The sequence below is a fragment of the Methyloligella halotolerans genome (genome assembly GCF_001708935.1).
Taxonomy (GTDB): Bacteria; Pseudomonadota; Alphaproteobacteria; order Rhizobiales; family Methyloligellaceae; genus Methyloligella; species Methyloligella halotolerans.
The window spans coordinates 26569-42763 of sequence record NZ_MASI01000013.1 but is presented as its reverse complement, the minus strand read 5'-3'; the positions used below and the strand labels follow the sequence as shown (position 1 = coordinate 42763).

14 protein-coding genes, 2 tRNA genes and 1 pseudogene are annotated in these 16195 nt (G+C 63.8%); 13 read left to right on the top strand and 4 right to left on the bottom strand.

All coding sequences use genetic code 11. From position 1 onward, the window contains the following. Window positions 1–103: 103 nt before the first annotated feature. Window positions 104–1720 carry an OpgD/OpgG family glucan biosynthesis protein gene (locus tag A7A08_RS15165; RefSeq protein WP_069096302.1) on the bottom strand — a complete coding sequence of 539 codons (1617 nt, stop codon included), beginning with the start codon at window positions 1718–1720 and terminating at the stop codon, window positions 104–106. A 441-nt stretch (window positions 1721–2161) separates the two neighbouring features. On the opposite strand from A7A08_RS15165, the gene A7A08_RS15160 reads away from it, so the two are divergent. After that, window positions 2162–2872, top strand: a complete 711-nt coding sequence (locus tag A7A08_RS15160) for a hypothetical protein (RefSeq protein ID WP_208430656.1) — start codon at window positions 2162–2164, stop codon at window positions 2870–2872. Window positions 2873–2908: 36 nt separating this feature from the next. Here A7A08_RS15160 and A7A08_RS15765 read toward each other — a convergent pair whose 3' ends face one another. Then, window positions 2909–3247, bottom strand: a complete 339-nt coding sequence (locus A7A08_RS15765) for a Crp/Fnr family transcriptional regulator (RefSeq protein ID WP_169823034.1) — start codon at window positions 3245–3247, stop codon at window positions 2909–2911. Then, window positions 3160–3585, bottom strand: coding sequence for a cyclic nucleotide-binding domain-containing protein (locus tag A7A08_RS17680; protein ID WP_425349039.1), 426 nt, complete (start codon window positions 3583–3585; stop codon window positions 3160–3162). Before A7A08_RS17680 ends, A7A08_RS15765 begins: the two co-directional genes overlap by 88 nt. 192 nt (window positions 3586–3777) lie before the next feature. On the opposite strand from A7A08_RS17680, the gene A7A08_RS15150 reads away from it, so the two are divergent. The 3 genes from A7A08_RS15150 to A7A08_RS15140 all read left to right on the top strand — a co-directional run bounded on the left by A7A08_RS15150 (window position 3778) and on the right by A7A08_RS15140 (window position 7777). Continuing rightward, window positions 3778–5172, top strand: coding sequence for a sensor histidine kinase (locus A7A08_RS15150; RefSeq protein WP_069096301.1), 1395 nt, complete (start codon window positions 3778–3780; stop codon window positions 5170–5172). 135 nt (window positions 5173–5307) lie between these two features. Further along, window positions 5308–6288: a sulfite exporter TauE/SafE family protein gene (locus A7A08_RS15145; protein WP_069096300.1), complete on the top strand. Its 981-nt coding sequence runs from the start codon at window positions 5308–5310 to the stop codon at window positions 6286–6288. Window positions 6289–6343: 55 nt separating this feature from the next. Continuing rightward, complete coding sequence (locus A7A08_RS15140; RefSeq protein ID WP_069096299.1) at window positions 6344–7777, top strand: Glu/Leu/Phe/Val family dehydrogenase; 1434 nt, start codon at window positions 6344–6346, stop codon at window positions 7775–7777. A 69-nt stretch (window positions 7778–7846) separates the two neighbouring features. On the opposite strand, the gene A7A08_RS15135 is transcribed toward A7A08_RS15140, so the two are convergent. Further along, window positions 7847–7923 (bottom strand) — tRNA-Pro (locus A7A08_RS15135). Between the two features lie 237 nt (window positions 7924–8160). On the opposite strand from A7A08_RS15135, the gene A7A08_RS15130 reads away from it, so the two are divergent. The 9 genes and pseudogenes from A7A08_RS15130 to A7A08_RS17225 all read left to right on the top strand — a co-directional run bounded on the left by A7A08_RS15130 (window position 8161) and on the right by A7A08_RS17225 (window position 16191). Then, window positions 8161–8233 (top strand) — tRNA-Gln (locus A7A08_RS15130). 123 nt (window positions 8234–8356) lie between these two features. Then, window positions 8357–8812 carry an RrF2 family transcriptional regulator gene (locus A7A08_RS15125; RefSeq protein ID WP_069096298.1) on the top strand — a complete coding sequence of 152 codons (456 nt, stop codon included), beginning with the start codon at window positions 8357–8359 and terminating at the stop codon, window positions 8810–8812. Between the two features lie 155 nt (window positions 8813–8967). After that, window positions 8968–10008 carry a sulfate ABC transporter substrate-binding protein gene (locus A7A08_RS15120; protein ID WP_069096297.1) on the top strand — a complete coding sequence of 347 codons (1041 nt, stop codon included), beginning with the start codon at window positions 8968–8970 and terminating at the stop codon, window positions 10006–10008. A gap of 3 nt (window positions 10009–10011) precedes the next feature. Then, window positions 10012–10869: a sulfate ABC transporter permease subunit CysT gene (gene cysT, locus A7A08_RS15115; protein WP_069096296.1), complete on the top strand. Its 858-nt coding sequence runs from the start codon at window positions 10012–10014 to the stop codon at window positions 10867–10869. 34 nt (window positions 10870–10903) lie between these two features. Beyond that, window positions 10904–11781, top strand: a pseudogene (gene cysW / locus A7A08_RS15110) (sulfate ABC transporter permease subunit CysW). Window positions 11782–11859: 78 nt separating this feature from the next. Further along, window positions 11860–12897, top strand: coding sequence for a sulfate/molybdate ABC transporter ATP-binding protein (locus A7A08_RS15105; RefSeq protein WP_069096304.1), 1038 nt, complete (start codon window positions 11860–11862; stop codon window positions 12895–12897). Between the two features lie 57 nt (window positions 12898–12954). Continuing rightward, window positions 12955–14691: an SLC13 family permease gene (locus A7A08_RS15100; RefSeq protein WP_069096295.1), complete on the top strand. Its 1737-nt coding sequence runs from the start codon at window positions 12955–12957 to the stop codon at window positions 14689–14691. A gap of 142 nt (window positions 14692–14833) precedes the next feature. After that, window positions 14834–15895, top strand: coding sequence for an OprO/OprP family phosphate-selective porin (locus A7A08_RS15095; RefSeq protein WP_083226848.1), 1062 nt, complete (start codon window positions 14834–14836; stop codon window positions 15893–15895). After that, window positions 15880–16191, top strand: coding sequence for a porin (locus A7A08_RS17225; protein ID WP_083226847.1), 312 nt, complete (start codon window positions 15880–15882; stop codon window positions 16189–16191). Before A7A08_RS15095 ends, A7A08_RS17225 begins: the two co-directional genes overlap by 16 nt. Window positions 16192–16195: the final 4 nt, after the last annotated feature.

Below are 16195 nucleotides of genomic sequence, written 5' to 3'. Positions count from 1 at the left end.
TCGTCACACTCTCACACTACGACCCAAAGAAAACACGCGTCAGAGACGTCCAACCGGAATAGCCGGCCACGCCCCGCACCAGGGGCGTGGTGGGGTGAGGGAGCTAAGACCGCTGAACGGGCGGGGCGGCTGCCGGCAGGTACTGGTAGAGCCAGGTCTCCGTCAGGGTTTCGCCCTCAAGGGTCAAATAGAGGCGGAGCTCCACCGGCTCCTCGCCATCGACCTCGAGGTCGAAGATCGCCCGCCAGCGGTCCGTGCCGACGACCTTGATGGCGAAAGGATTGTCGACAGTCCCGCGGGACGCATCGACAACCGCCTCCACATCGAAGCGCTGCTTGAGCTTCGTAAGCGGCCCGCCTTCGAAATCGACCACGAACTTCTTCACATTGTCCGGCCGTTCCTGGCCGGGCGTGCCGCCCTGGCCCAGACGCGTCGCGACGACCCGGCCCACATGGGGCGGGTAGGGCTCTTCCGCCACCCAGTGAAGCTTGTACTCGAAGGTATGGGCGCTGCCCGCCGTGATCGGCTCCGCCGGTTTCCAATAGGCCGCGATATTGTCGTAGATCTCGTCGTCGGTCGGGATCTCGAGCAGCTGCACCTCGCCCTTGCCCCAATCGCCCACGGGCTCGATCCAAACCCCCGGCCGCTTCTCGTAGAACGCACCGTCGTCCTGATACTCGGCGAAATCCCGGTCCCGCTGCAGCAATCCGAACCCTCTCGGGTTGTCGTCGGTGAAGCTGCTTGTCCGGGTGACTTCCGGATTGTTCAGCGGCCGCCAAAGCCGCTCTCCGGCCCCCGTCCACATGGCGAGCCCGTCGCTGTCATGCACCTCGGGCCGCCAATCCTTGTTCGGCCGCGGCGTGGTCTCGCCATACCAGTACATGCTGGTCAGCGGCGCGATGCCGAGCCGCTCGATATCCTTGCGCATGTAGAGATTGGCCGTGATGTCCATCACGATCGTCGTCGGCCCGGAGATCACGAACCGGTAGGCGCCGGTGCAGCTCTCGCTCTCCAGCAGCGCATCGACGATCATCGATGTCGCGCCCGCCTCCGGCCGGTGCAGCCAGAAGCCGGAGAAATGCGGAAACTCTTCCGGACGGGCCAGGCCTGTGTCGATGGCGAGCCCGCGCGCCGACATCCCATATTGACCGTCGGGACCGGCCGACCGGAAATAGCTCGCACCGAGAAAGGCCAGCCAATCCGCCTTGCCGCCGGGCTCCATCAGCCGGAAGCCGGCATAGCCAAGATCCGCCGGCAGCTTCTTCCGCATGGCCGCGTCTTTGAAGCTGAACGCATCCGGAGTGTAGCCGATCGGCTGCTCAGCGCCGTTCTCAACGACATGCATTTCGACCGGCGCCTTGAAGTAGCGTCCGAGATGGAAAAGCTGCGCCGAGAAAGGCATGTCCTGGCTCGGCCACAAGGCCATTTCCGGCTTGAAGGCGATCTTCTGATAGGCGTCGAAATCGACCGTCTCGAGAATGTCGGCGGCCTTCGGCGGCGTGTCCTTGTAGGGCTCGGAGGCAAGCTTCTCCGCCCGCGCCTTCAGGATTTCGAACGAATAGGGTTCGGCCTTGCCAAGGGGAAGCGAGGTCTTGTCGCTCGAGGTGGCAGCCGCGGCCTGGGCGAAAGCCGGAAAGGGCAGGGACGCTCCGGCGCAAAGGGCTGCGAGACCGGCAATGACGTCGCGACGGTTCGTCTCGACACTCCGGGAAGAGGCCATGGTCACCTTCCTTCGAAAAGACTCGGCAATATGAATTTGCCCCGAATTCGTGGGGGGCCGATTGGTCGAAAAGAAATGCGGCTACCCGGCGATAACCTTGGTGTCAAGTTGTCGCACCGGGAAAGGTAATCGCTGCGTTGCATGGGTCCGGGACGCCGCTCGTGGGACGCCAGCCTTGAGGATCGGCTTGCGCAGCGCTCGAAGTTGTCCACACAAGTTTGCGCACCCGGCCAATCGCAGCATCCGCCCCGCCGTTTCGGTGATAAGATTGCCCGCTAAGATTCGGACTAACCTGCGATAGGGCTTGAAGAATTTGCGCACCCTCAAGCATCATCGAGGTGGAGGCGGTGCCACCAAATTCGGCTGCCTCACGCTCGTCATGGCGGGGATCCTCGCAGCCGGTCCGGCCGCGGCGACGATAGTGCCGATCTTGCAGAGCAGTTGGCCAATCCCATCGCCAACCTCATCAGCGTCCCTTTCCAGTATAATTTCGATTGTTGCTTCGGGCCGTCCGACGGCGAGCACAGCACGCTCAACATCCAGCCGGTGATCCCGGTCAGCATTTCGGAGGATTGGAACCTCATCACCCGCACCATCGTGCCGGTGCTCGATTTCCAAGCCGCGGCCCCAGGGCTCGATAACGAGTTCGGCCTCGGCGACACTCTTCAGAGCTTCTTCCTCTCGCCGAAATCCACCAAGAGCGGGGTAATCTGGGGCGTAGGGCCGGCCTTTCTCTGGCCCACCGCGACCGACCGCGATCTCGGCACCGGAAAGTGGGCCGTGGGCCCCACGGTGGTGATCCTCAAGCAGCAATCGGGCTGGACCTACGGCGCTCTCGCCAATCAGGTCTGGTCCTATGCCGACACCTCGGGCGGCGAGTTCAGGCCGGAGGTGAACCAGGGCTACCTGCAGCCCTTCATCACCTATACGTGGAAGGACTCGACCAGCCTGACCTTCGACATGGAGGCGACTTTCGATTGGGAGGCGAACGAGCAGAGCATCCCCCTCAATCTCGTGGTCAGCCATATCTACCATCTCGGCAACCAGCCCGTGCAGCTGGGCGTCGGCGGCCGTGCCTATCTCGACAGTCCCGACGGCGGTCCCGACTGGGGCATGCGCGCCGTGGCGACCTTCCTGTTTCCGACGAAGTAGGGCGGCAAACGCTCTATTGCAGGATGAACAAGCGCTCTATTGAGGAATGAAGGTGCCCGGCAGCAGGTCCTCGAAGCGGTCACGGACGATGCGGTAGCAATCGCAGGACACGTTCTCCAGACCCTCGCGGTCGACGATCCGCAGCGACCCGCGCTTGACCTGCAGATAGGCCGCCTGCTGCAGGGTGCCGAGTGTGAGCGAAACGCTCGAGCGGTGCACCGAAAGGATCTCCGCCAGAAATTCCTGGGTCAGCGCCAGCTCGTCGCTGTCGCTTCGGTCCCGCATCATCAGAATCCAGCGGCAGCACCGCGCTTCCACCGGGTGCATGGCGTTGCAGGCGACCGACTGCATGATCTGGCATTGCAGCGCCTCCATGTAGCAGATCGTGGCCTGCCGGAAGCCTGGCTCTGATCGAAGGCGGCCTCGAACGCGGAGGCCGGACATTGCAGCGCGCGGCCCGGCACCTGCGCGACCCACTGGCTGAACGTGGTGCCGCTGCCGATTGCCGAGACACAGCCGGCAATCCCCTCCCGCCCGATGCTCGCAAGCTCCGGAACCCGGCCATCGCTCGCCGGTGAGACGAGTGAAAGAACGGCCGACTCCGGGAAATAGACATCGGTGATCGTATCGCCCGGATTGAGGATTGGCTGCTGCGGACCCCAATCGATCCGCTGGAGATGCGGTCTGAGAATATCCACTGCGCTCTCCGACATGTTGCGGAGGATCCGGTTCGCAAATTCGTTTGATCCAGCCATTCACCTATCCAATCAGTTGAGGTGGAGGGGACCTAGCACTTTCTCCCTCGGCCGAATGTCGGGTGTCCGACAGACGGGGCCCGAATCAACGCGCATATTCCTTTCCATGAGTGGCAGCGGCTTATTTGCTTGTCGTGCGGAGTACCGTGGATGAGCCTGACATATCCGGATCGCTTCAAAGAAGTGCGGTCCGCTGGGGATATCAAGAGCACGCTGCTCACCCTGCTCCCCTGGGCGGGTCTGATTCTGGTTGTCGCCGCCTTTCTCGCCGAGCTTCTGCTTCCGCTGCGAGGCGGTCTCGGGGCCTGCTACGTCCTCGCGGTCCTCACCACCTTCGGCCACTCCAAACGATACGCGACCCTCGCCATGTGCGGCCTGGCGACAGCTTTGGCCGTCGGCGCTCTCCTCGGCTCCGCGGCCACGGGGGAGCCGGTCTGGGCGATCGCCATCAACCGCGCCGTCACCGTGGCCGCCATTTGGGCGACCGGCGCCTGCCTGGTCGCCTTTTCCCGGCTTGCCGAGCAGCTTCGCAGTATGGAGATGGCCGCCGAGGCACGGCAGGCTTGGCTTGCCCAGACCCTCGCCAGCATCGGTGACGGCGTCATCGCGAGCGATGCGGATGGCCGCGTGGAATTCATGAACGACGTTGCGGAAAGGCTCACCGGCTGGTCCGAGGCCGAGGCCGTCGACCGCCCGATCGAGGACGTGTTCGACCTCCGCCACGAGGAAAGCGGGGAGGCTTTGGAGAGTCCCGTGCGCCGGGCGCTCTCGGCGGGTCACATCGTGGTGCTGACGGAGACGGCGGTCCTCAGATGCCGGGACGGCGGGACTCGGCCTCTCGACGACAGCGCAGCGCCGATCCGCAACGACAATGGCGACATCATCGGCGCGGTCATGGTCTTCCGCGATGTCAGCCAGCGCCGTAAGGACGAGCAGCAGATGCAGCTGCGCCTGAACGAGGCGGGGCACCGGATCCGGAATGTGTTCGCCAATGTCCGTGCCATCATGAGCTTGTGCGAGCGCGCGGCCAGCTCGCCGGCAGAACTGGTGAACTGTGTCGATACGCGGATGAACTGCCTGCTGCGCTCCACCGATCGGCTGATGTACGCTTCCGAGGAGGGGAGCTCGGCACGAGAGATCATCATCGATGAGATCGAGCCGTATCTCGAGACCAGCGCAGAGGACCGGCTGCATTTCGCCGGTGTAGACGCGCTTCTTGACGCCAGCGCCTCCGTTTCTCTCGGCATGATCGTCCACGAGCTCGCCAACAACGCATCGAAATACGGTTCGCTCTCGGTGCAGAGCGGGCGCGTCCTGATCCGCTGCCACTGGCAGGATGACGAGACCTTTTCGATCCAGTGGAAGGAGAGCGGCGGGCCGTCGGCGACGGAGCCAACCCGAACCGGCCTCGGCACACAGATCATCGGGGGTCTGGTGCGGTCTCAGTTCCGGGGAAGCTGGGAGCCCGTCTACGGGCCGGAAGGCTTCGCTTGCCATATCGCCCTGCCCATCAAAGGCAGAGCGAAGCCTGCGGGCGGGACCTGAGCCCCGGGGCGCGCCGGGCTTGCCGACTCCGAAACCGCTGGCACGTCTCGGGACTTCCCGGCATCATCCCGGTGCCGGCGGCGTGTTTCGATCCCTTCCTGACGCTTGCCACCGCCGGGCAGTGGCCCGCGCCTCATGTTCTTTCAAAGCTGGATCTTCCGCGCCTGGTACGGCGGCATGATGCTGCTGTGGCTTGCGCTGTTCGGTTGGCTGAGCAGCCTCTCCTTTCTGCTCGACCATTGGTTCTATCCCGCCATCATGGTGCTCGGCGCCTTCGTCGCCGGCCTGACGCCCGAGGGCGGCGGCGCTGTCGCCTTCCCCGTTCTCAGCGTCTTCCTCGATATCGACCGGGCGACGGCGCGCGACTTCAGCCTGATGATCCAGAGCGTCGGCATGACCTCCGCCAGCGTCTGGATCCTATCGCGAAAGGGGGCGGACCTGGCAGCCTACGCCCCGGTTCTGTGGTTCGTGCCCGTCGCCTTTATCGGCTTCGTCGTCGGTATGCTCCTGCTGCAGGAGATCCCAACCTTCATCATCCAGGCGCTCTTCCTCAGCCTGATCCTGACCTTCGCGCTTGCCTACGCCTGGAGCCGTCACCGCGGCACTCGCACCCGGCTGCACGTCTCGGATCTCACCGACCGGGTCGCACTGCTTCTCGTGCTTTTCGCCGGCGGCCTCTGCGCAAGCCTGTTCGGCACGGGCGCCGACATCGTCCTCTATACGCTCCTTGTCACGCGCTTCCGCATGAACGAGAAGATCGCCACCCAGCAGAGCATCTTGCTTATGGCAGCGGTCAGCGTGGCCGGCTCGCTCTATCGCGCTCTCTGGGACGCCGGTCTCACCGGCGAGCAGGTGCAGACCTGGCTGTGCGCCTATCCGGTGGTGCTGATCATGGCGCCGCTTGGAAGCTATGCCCTGAGCCGGGTCCGTACCGACTGGATGCTCTGGGGACTTGTGGCCCTGAACCTCTTCCAGATGGCCTATTTCAATCTGAAGGCGCCGAGCCTGGAGAAAGCACTCGTCTCGGGCTGCTTCTCGTTGATTTTGTTCGCCGTTTTCTGGGTTACCCTCGCGCGCATGGCCGGATCGGAGCCGCGCCGGTCGGACCGGCGATAAACCCGGTCCAGCCGGCGGCGTTTGGGATGTGGCTCCCGTCAGGGTAGTGTGCCCGATGGACTCGATTCGGAATCCCTCGGAGAGAATTGTCCATCGCGGCTTCTTGGCGGATGTGGACGCCATGTTCCTGCGCGCCGCCGAGCTTGTGCCGATGCAGACGGGACTCTCGGAGAAGATCCGCATCTGCAACGAGACATACATCACCCGTTTCGGGGTCCGCCTGCGCGGCAGGATGTACACCTTCGAAGGCTGGCGCGCCGTCCACACGAACCATCCCGCACCGGCCAAGGGCGGCATCCGCTATGCGCCGAGCGTCGACCAGGAGGAGGTCGAGGCGCTGGCGGCGCTGATGAGCTACAAATGCGCGCTGATGGAGCTGCCCTTCGCCGGCTCCAAGGGCGCCCTCAAGATCGACGTCACCGATTGGAGCGATGCCGAGCTGGAGCGCATCACGCGCCGCTTCACCCAGGAGCTCGCCCGCCAGAACTTCATCAGCCCCGCCCTCAACGTTCCGGCCCCCGACGTAGGCACGTCGGAACGGACCATGGTTTGGATGGCGAACGAATATCTGCGCATGAACCCCCAGGACATCAACGCTTCGGCCTGCGTGACGGGCAAGCCCGTCGCGGCCGGCGGCATCGATGGCCGTATCGAGGCGACAGGGCGCGGCGTCTATTATGCCATCCGCGAGTTCTTCAACACCGAGCGCGAGCTGAGCCGCACCAAGCTCCCGAAGACCGTCGAAGAGTGCCGGGTGATCGTCCAGGGCTTGGGCAATGTCGGCTATCACGCCGCCAAGTTCCTCGCAGCCGATGGCTGTAAGATCGTCGCGGTGATCGAGCGCGACGGCGTCGTCAGGCGGGAAAAGGGACTCGATATCGAGTCCCTGAAGAGGCATTTCGATTCTGAAGGCAAGGTGGAGGGCTTCCCCGACGGCAGCTATTCCGAAGACGGAAGCGCCGCCCTGGAGGAGACCTGCGATATCCTCATCCCAGCCGCCCTGGAGAGCGTGATCAATCACGACAACGCCGAACGGATCGACGCAAAGCTCATCGTCGAGGCGGCCAACGGTCCGGTCACCTACGAAGCCGACCGGATCCTAAACGAGCGCGGCATCGTCATCATTCCCGATCTCTACGCCAATGCCGGCGGCGTGACCGTGAGCTACTTCGAGTGGGTGAAGAATATCGGCCATATCCCCTTCGGCCTCATGCAGCGCCGTCAGCGCGAGCACGAGCAGGCCTGTCTGGTGGAAGGTCTGGAGGATGCGCTCGGCCGGAAATTCACGCCGGAGCAGAAGGCGAGCTTCGCCACCGGCGGGACCGAGCTCGATCTCGTCCGGTCCGGCCTTGAGGAGAAGATGCGCTCGGCCTTCGCCAACATGTCCGAGCTGCGTGCGGAACGCGCCGATATCGGCGATCTGCGCACGGCGGCCTACGTTCTGGCCATCACGCGAATCAAGGGAATGTACGAGGCGATCGGCATCTGACCATCGGCGCACCGATCGTCTGTTGCCGTCCAGCGAGCCGCCAGGCGCGGCCATTTTCGGGAATCCCCATGGTCGGAGTGGCAGGATTTGAACCTGCGACCCCCTCGTCCCGAACGAGGTGCGCTACCAGGCTGCGCTACACTCCGTATCCGTGAGAAGCGTCCGTATATAGACGGTTGCCTTTGGCCCTGCAAGGCGTGTGAGAGCGCGCTGTAAGGGGAAGGTGAAAGGCGATTCCGGAAAGCGTTTCACCCCGTTGCGAGCGTCTGTCTCAGCCTGTATGGTCCGCTCCTTCCGTAAGCGCACCGCGATGCTCCGCATCGGGAAGCGCCGCCCGCCGGTCGCCCGGCCGGCTCCCTGCGGAAGCCGCTTTCGAAAAGCGATGGGGCGTGGCCAAGTGGTAAGGCAACGGGTTTTGGTCTCGTGATCCCAGGTTCGAATCCTGCGCCCCAGCCACCCAAGTCTCCTTCCCATTCTGCCCGAGCTCTCGCTCGAGGCTCAGGCTTTCCTGTGTGCGGAAATAGCGTCACGCCCGCGATATTGTCTTCGGCTGCTAACTCGAGTAACTAGATAGAGATTATGATCTCTCAAAAGGCACGATATGCGCTCCGCGCGCTCCTCGCTCTGGCGGGGGGAAGCTCGCCGACCATCGGGGAGATCGCCGAAGGCCAGAAGATCCCGCGGAAATTCCTCGAACAGATTCTGCTCGACCTGAAATATCAGGGGCTGGTCGCCAGCCGACGCGGACGTTCGGGCGGCTACGAACTCCGTATGCCCGCCGATCAGATCACCTTCGGCCGGGTGTTGCGGATCATCGACGGACCGATCGCGCCGCTGCCTTGCCTGAGTCGCACGGCCTACAAAGCCTGTAACGACTGTAAAGACGAGAAAACCTGTGAAATTCGCCAGGTGTTCGCGCGCGTGGCAGAAAGCGCACGCGACGTGCTCGACAGAGTGACCATCGCCGAGGCGCTCCAGCAGCCGGGTCTTGGCGTAATAGCCGATGATGGCGTCTCAGAAGCGAAGAGCGCCTAGACCGGGCGCCAAGCCCGCGAAACGAATTTTCTCAAATCCCGAACATCAAAGCACCGTCCGCATTGTCGGTCTGCGCCAAATTGGTATTTGGCCGACTTGTGAAACTCGACTAGGTTAGTAGTGTTTAATCTCCAACTCGGACAGGAGAGAGAAACATGAACGCCTACCGATCGAACGTGAAGATAAGCCGGCTCCGAACGAGCCTGGCCGCAGCCGGGATCCTCGCTCTGGCAAGCCTTGGGGCGGGCGCCGCCCAGGCCCAGTCGACGTTGCTCAACGTGTCGTACGACCCGACCCGCGAGCTTTATAAGAAGTTCAACGAAGCCTTCGCCGAGCATTGGAAGGCGGAGACCGGCGAGGAGGTCACAATCAAGCAGTCCCATGGCGGCTCGGGCAAGCAGGCCCGTGCGGTGATCGATGGGCTCGAAGCCGATGTCGTCACCCTGGCCCTGGACGCCGATATCGATGCCATCGCCGAGAAGACCGGCAAGATCCCGGCCGATTGGCGCTCCCGCCTTCCCGACAATAGTGCGCCCTACACTTCGACGATCGTGTTCCTCGTCCGCAAGGGCAACCCCAAGGGCATCAAGGACTGGCCGGATCTCGTGAAGGACGGCGTCGAGGTCATCACCCCGAACCCGAAGACCTCCGGCGGAGCGCGCTGGAACTTCCTGGCGGCCTGGGCCTATGGCGAGAAGGCCGGCGGCAACGAGAAGAAAGCGAAGGAGTATGTCTCCAAGCTCTTCCAGCATGTGCCGGTGCTCGATACGGGCGCGCGCGGTGCGACCACCACCTTCGTGCAGCGGGGCATAGGCGATGTGCTTCTCGCCTGGGAGAACGAGGCGTTCCTCGCCCTCCAGGAGCTGGGGCCCGACCAGTTCGAGATCGTCGTGCCAACGCTCTCCATCAAGGCGGAACCGCCGGTCGCCGTGGTCGACGGCAATGCCAAGGCCCATGGCACCGAAAAGGTCGCCAACGCGTATTTGGAATTCCTCTACAGCAAGGAAGGCCAGGGGCTGGCGGCGAAGAATTATTACCGCCCCTCGAAGCCCGCGCTGGCCGATGCGGCGGACCTGAAGCGCTTCCCCAAGCTCGATCTGGTCACCATCGACGCCTTCGGCGGCTGGAAGGAGGCGCAGCCTCGCTTCTTCGATGACGGCGGCATCTTCGACCAGATCTATAAGAAGGGCAGCTAGACCATGAGCCTTGCCGTCTCCACAGGCGGATGGCGATGGAAGGAGCCGAGTGTCATTCCGGGTTTCGGTCTGACTCTCGGCTTCAGCCTCGTCTATCTCGGTCTGATCGTCCTGCTGCCGCTGGCAGCCCTGGTGCTCAGCGCCGCCAGCCTCGGCTGGGGCGGCTTCTGGAGCATCGTGCTCGAGCCGCGGACCTTGGCGGCCCTCCGCCTCAGCTTCCTGACGGCACTGTTCGCGGCATCGGTGAATGCGGTGTTCGGCCTGATCATCGCCTGGGCTTTCGTGCGCTATTCCTTCCCCGGGCGCCGCATCCTCGATGCGCTGGTCGATCTGCCGTTCGCGCTACCCACGGCCGTCGCGGGCATAGCCCTGACGGCGCTCTATGCGCCCAACGGCCCCATCGGCAGCCTGCTGGCGCCCCTCGGTATCAAGGTGGCCTATACGCCCATCGGCATCGTTATCGCGCTCATTTTCGTCGGCCTTCCCTTCGTGGTCCGAACCGTGCAGCCCGTGCTGGAGGATTTCGACCGCGAACTGGAGGAAGCGGCCGCAACTCTCGGTGCAAGCCGGGTACGCACCATCGCGCGGGTGATGCTGCCGGCGCTCACGCCCGCCATTCTCACCGGCTTCACCCTCGCTCTGGCCCGTGCCGTCGGCGAGTACGGCTCGGTCATCTTCATCGCCGGCAACATTCCCTACGTGTCGGAGATTGCCCCGCTGCTCATTGTCATCCGGCTGGAGGAGTTCAACTACGCGGGCGCGACCGGCATCGGTGCGGCCATGCTGCTGATCTCCTTTTCGCTGCTGCTGTTCATTCATCTGATCCAGCTTTGGCAGCGCCGGAGGCTGACCCATGTCTGATGCAATGTCCGAAATCGCCTATGCCGACGGCCGCATGGCCGCGATCGCGCCCTTGCTGCCCGGCAGGGGGAGCCAGCGACGCGCAACGGACGAATCCGGTGCGGCGCGATGGGCGCTCATCGCCATCGCGGCGGCCTTCCTCGGGCTGTTCGTCCTGCTGCCTCTGGGCGCGGTGTTCACCGAGGCCTTCCGCGCCGGCACGGCTGCCTTCTGGGAGGCCATCTCCGAGCCCGACGCCGTCGCCGCGCTCAAGCTCACCTTGCTCGCTGCGGGCATCGCAGTGCCGGCCAACCTCGTCTTCGGCGTCGCCGCGTCATGGGCCATCGCCAAACACGAGTTCCGCGGCAAGAGCCTGCTCAATACACTGATCGATCTGCCGTTCTCGATCTCGCCGGTCATCTCAGGCCTGATCTATATCCTGCTGTTCGGTGCTCAGAGCGCTCTCGGTCCCTGCTGCGCCAATACGGCATCGAAATCGTCTTCGCGCTCCCGGGCATCGTGCTCGCGACCATCTTCGTCACCTTTCCCTTCATCGCCCGTGAGCTCGTTCCGCTCATGCAGGAGCAGGGCACCGACGAGGAGGAAGCCGCCCTGACCCTCGGCGCCAGCGGCTGGCAGACCTTCTGGCATGTCACCCTGCCAAACATCCGGTGGGCGCTCCTATACGGCGTGATCCTCTGCAACGCCCGCGCCATGGGCGAGTTCGGCGCCGTCTCCGTGGTCTCGGGCCATATCCGCGGCGAGACCAACACCATGCCGCTGCATGTCGAGATTCTCTACAACGAGTACAATTTCGCGGCCGCCTTCGCCGTCGCATCGCTGCTGGCGCTGCTGGCCCTTTTCACCCTCATCATCAAGCTCGTGCTGGAATGGCTCTACGCCGACCAGATCGCGGGCGTTCGCCGTCACTAGGAGGTGGTCATGGATGCCTTGGTAACCCCGACACGAGAGAAGGCCACCGCGGATCTGGCCCGCGGCTGGAGCGATCCGGTGGACGTGACGATCGACCGTGTCTCGAAGACATTCGGCACCACGGCGGCGCTGCACGAAACGTCCCTCAAGATCGATGGCGGCGAGTTGGTCGCGCTGCTTGGACCGTCGGGCTCCGGCAAGACCACGCTGCTGCGCATCCTCGCCGGGCTGGAATTCCCCGATACGGGACGGATTCTTTTCGACGAGGAGGACACATCGAAGCTCCGGGTACAGGACCGCAATATCGGCTTCGTGTTTCAGAACTACGCGTTGTTCCGTCATATGACCGTGCTCGACAATATCGCATTCGGCCTAAGCGCCAGGCCCTATGCCCGCCGCCCCAGCCGCGGGGCCATTCGGGAGCGGGCCGAATCCCTGCTGGATCTGGTGCAGCTCGCCGACCTCGGCCGCCGCTATCCGAACCAGCTTTCCGGCGGACAGCGCCAACGGGTCGCCTTTGCCCGGGCGCTCGCCATCGAGCCCCGTGTGCTCTTGCTCGACGAGCCCTTCGGCGCCCTCGACGCCAAGGTGCGCAAGGAGCTCCGCAGGTGGTTGCGGGACATCCACGACGAGACCGGGCATACGACCTTGTTCGTTACCCACGATCAGGAGGAGGCCATGGAGCTCGCCGACCGCGTCGTGGTCATGAGCCAGGGCCGCATCGAGCAGGTTGGCACACCCGACGATATCTACGACCGGCCGAGCTCGCCCTTCGTCTTTTCCTTCATCGGCGAGTCGAGCGTCGTGCCAGTAGCTGTCGCCGCTGGCCGAATCTATCTTGGGTCCGAGGCACTGAATCTCCCGGCCTGCAGCCTCCCGCAGGGAAGAGGGCAACTTTATTTCCGACCCGACGATGTGGATTTCCTGGGCGTTCCGGACGGCACCATCCACGGCACCATCATGGTCATCCGGCGCAGCGGACGCGCCCGGTTGGCCGAGGTCTGGCTGGAGGGCGTGGCACGCAATATCGAGATTGAGCTACCCGCCAATTCCCGGCACAAATTGGGAGACAGCATCTCGGTCTTGCCGCGGCGTTGGCGCTTCTTCCCCGCTTAGCCGAGCGAAGGACCCGGCGCGCCGGCGCGAGCTGGAACGCGGAAATCGGCAGAGGCCATGAGCCCAGAGCAAATCATCTTGCTCCTGCTCCTTGCAGGGCTCCTGTGCGCCTTCGCGGTCGACCGCTTCCGGATCGAGCTGGTGGCGCTGAGCGGGCTCGCCGCCGCACTGTTGCTCGGTCTCGTCCCGCTGACCTCCGCCTTCTCCGGCTTCGCAAACCAGGCGGTAATCACACTCGCCGAGCTGCTGATCCTCACACGGCTCATTTCCCGCTCCCGCCTCATGGACGGAATCACGCGGCGGCTCGCAACCATCACCGAAAGCGAGCCGGTTCTGCTGGCCACGATCTGCGGCCTAGCGGCGCTCACTTCGGTCTTCATCAACAACATCGGCGCGCTCGCACTCTGGCTCCCCGTGGCGTTGGCGCTCTGCAAGCCAGGCGAAACGAAACCGGCACGGCTGCTGATGCCGCTTTCCTTCGCCACGCTCCTCGGCGGCACCTGCTCCTTGATCGGAACACCGGCGAATCTCGTAGTCGCGAGCTTTGACCAATCGTCCACCGGCACGTCGCTTGGCTTCTTCGACATTGCAATCGGCGGCCTACCCGCAACGCTTGTGGGTCTCGCTTTTCTGGTCTTGGCGGGGCCCCGCATCCTAGGGCGGTCCTCCAAGGGAACCGAGAAGGAGACGGGTGCGAACGAATCCGCTTACGTCACTGAACTCCGTATTCCGACGGGCTCGAGCCTGTGTGGCCGCAGCTTCGCCGAAGCCGAAAACGATGGTTGGCAGATCCACAGCCATCTCCGCGACGGGCGCCATGTCTTCGGACATCGCGAGAGGATGCGAATTGAGCCGGGCGATGTTCTCCTCGTTGAAGCCCCCGCAGCCGCGATCGAAGCTCTGACGGTCTCTGGCGACACCGAGTTCAATTCTGCGCCATCGGGAAGCGGTGACGTCATCGAGGCGATCGTGCTCCCCCAGAGCATGATTGTCGGATCGACTCCTGACACTGTTGCGGCCTTCTCAAGTCGCAATATTGCTTTGGTCGCCATCGCGACGCGACATCAAAGAATCGAGGGACGCCTCAGCGATGTGCAGTTCCGGCCGAGTGATATCGTGATGCTCCACGGTGAACCCGACGCAATCGCGGCCGCTCTCTATGAAACGGATTGCCTGCCCCTCGCACCCCAGAGCTTCGAATCCCCGGCGAAAGGAAGTTGGGTTTCCCTCGCCGCCTTTGCCGTCGCCGTGCTACTGGCCGCCACCAATCTGCTGCCGCCGGAGATCGCCTTCGGTGGCGCGATCCTGGCGCTCTCCTTGTTTGGCGCGGCGAACCTTCGCGATCTGGTGGCCGACCTGAATTGGCCGATCCTGATCATGCTCGCCGCTATGATCCCCATCGGGGAGGCAGTGGCGACCACTGGCCTGGCCAACGCTTCGGCCGAAGCGGTCATCGACATGATTGGCTCCGACCATCCCACGCTGCTTCTCGCAAGCCTGCTGTTCTGTGCCGTGGTGCTCACGCCCTTCGTCAATAACGTCTCGGCAGCGGTCGCGCTGGCGCCCATCGCTATTGCGGTAGCGAAAGGGGCGGGAGTCGACCCTGAGCCCTATCTGATTGCGGTCGCGATCGGTGTTTCCCTCGACTTCCTCACCCCCTTCGGTCACCACAACAACGCCCTGGTGATGAGCGTCGGCGGCTACCGCTTCCTCGACTTTCCGCGTCTCGGAGTGCCACTCGTGCTGCTCGCCGGCGGGGCGGCGATTCTGGGTATTCACATCGTCTATTTCTAAGCTGCGCACGGTCCGGCCTGCGCCGTCCGGCGCCCGCGCAAATCCGTTTCCGAAAGCCCGGCGAGAAAGGAAAATCCTCATATTGTAAAACTCTACTCATTAGGTAGTCTTTTAGTGTCTACTTTAGAAGGAGAACAAGAAAATGGGGGCGAATTCAGCAACTTACCTGGCCGCAGGGCTGGGCGCGATGCTGCTGGCCAGCGGCTTTCCCAGTTATGCGAAGGCTCAATCGGCGGCGGAGCTTCAAGCCCAGATCCAGGCGCTGCAGTCCCAGCTGCAGATGCTGCAAAGCCAGGTCAATCAGGCGCAGGCGGCAACGGCACGCGCGGAAGCCAACGCAGCAGCAGCGCGGAGCGCGGCGGCGTCTGCCGCGCCAGCGGCCGATGACGGCAACGACATCTCGGTGAAGTGGAAGGGCGCGCCGGAGATCTCGAGCAAGGACGGGGACTTCAAGTTCAAGGTCCGCGGCCGGGTCTTTGCCGACTACACCAATGCCGATCAGGATGAGACCATCACCGGCGCGCCGGACGTCAACGCCACGGAAATCCGTCAGGCGCGGCTCGGCGTGGATGGCGTGATGTTCTCCGACGTCAAATACCGTTTCGAGATGAACTTCGCCGACGGGGCGGAGATCTACGACGCCTGGGTCAGCTACACGGGACTTCCCGTGGACCTCACCCTGGGCCAGTTCAAGACCTACAACTCGCTCGAGGAGCTGATGAGTTCCAGCTACACGACCTTCATGGAGCGGGCGGCCATCACCGATGCGTTTGGCCTCGAGCGCCAGGTGGGTGCCGGTGCCGATATCAAGCGCGAGCAATGGACCCTCGGTGCTGGCATCTTCGGCGCCAACGCGGCCGACTCCGCCTTCGACGAGGGAAGCACGTACGCTGCTCGCGGCACGGTCGCGCCTATCCTAACTGAGGATAAGGTGCTGCATTTCGGCGCTAGCGTCCGCCATCGCGAGCATGGCGATCTGCCGGAATACCGCTACAGCCAGCGCGCCGACGATTTCCATCTCACCGATCGCTTCGTCGATACTGGGGAGATCGGAACCAGCGATACCCTATGGGGCCTGGAACTCGCCGGGGTATGGGGTCCGCTCTCCGTTCAGAGCGAGTACATGCAAAACAAGGTGGATGCGCCGAGCTTCGGCTTCGATCCCGTCTATGACGCTGGTACGCCGATATCAGCTACTTCCTGACCGGCGAGCACCGCCCCTACGACGAAGGTGTCTTCGGCCGCGTGAAGGTCAAGAATCCCGTGGGTGACGGTGGCTGGGGCGCCTGGCAGGTCGCCGCCCGGTACGACACCATCGACCTGTCCGAGGGCGGCTGCGCCGAATGCGGCACCCAGGACACCTGGCTGCTCGGCGTCAACTGGCACCTCAACGACTATACGCGCCTGATGCTCAACGTCGCCCAGTCCGAGATTGACGGCGGCATCAACAACGGTGCCGATATCACCGGTGTCGCCATGCGTGCTCAGGTGGACTGGTAGGCTC

Bases quoted from the DNA above. Each gene is read 5' to 3' on its own strand.
- A7A08_RS15145 (WP_069096300.1), top strand. From the start codon at position 5,308: ATGTTCTTTCAAAGCTGGATCTTCCGCGCCTGGTACGGCGGCATGATG.
- A7A08_RS17680 (WP_425349039.1), bottom strand. From the start codon at position 3,585: ATGTCGGAGAGCGCAGTGGATATTCTCAGACCGCATCTCCAGCGGATC.
- A7A08_RS15125 (WP_069096298.1), top strand. From the start codon at position 8,357: ATGATCTCTCAAAAGGCACGATATGCGCTCCGCGCGCTCCTCGCTCTG.
- A7A08_RS15100 (WP_069096295.1), top strand. From the start codon at position 12,955: ATGAGCCCAGAGCAAATCATCTTGCTCCTGCTCCTTGCAGGGCTCCTG.
- cysT (WP_069096296.1), top strand. From the start codon at position 10,012: ATGAGCCTTGCCGTCTCCACAGGCGGATGGCGATGGAAGGAGCCGAGT.
- A7A08_RS15140 (WP_069096299.1), top strand. From the start codon at position 6,344: ATGGACTCGATTCGGAATCCCTCGGAGAGAATTGTCCATCGCGGCTTC.
- A7A08_RS15765 (WP_169823034.1), bottom strand. From the start codon at position 3,247: ATGGAGGCGCTGCAATGCCAGATCATGCAGTCGGTCGCCTGCAACGCC.
- A7A08_RS15165 (WP_069096302.1), bottom strand. From the start codon at position 1,720: ATGGCCTCTTCCCGGAGTGTCGAGACGAACCGTCGCGACGTCATTGCC.
- A7A08_RS15150 (WP_069096301.1), top strand. From the start codon at position 3,778: ATGAGCCTGACATATCCGGATCGCTTCAAAGAAGTGCGGTCCGCTGGG.
- A7A08_RS15120 (WP_069096297.1), top strand. From the start codon at position 8,968: ATGAACGCCTACCGATCGAACGTGAAGATAAGCCGGCTCCGAACGAGC.
- A7A08_RS15095 (WP_083226848.1), top strand. From the start codon at position 14,834: ATGGGGGCGAATTCAGCAACTTACCTGGCCGCAGGGCTGGGCGCGATG.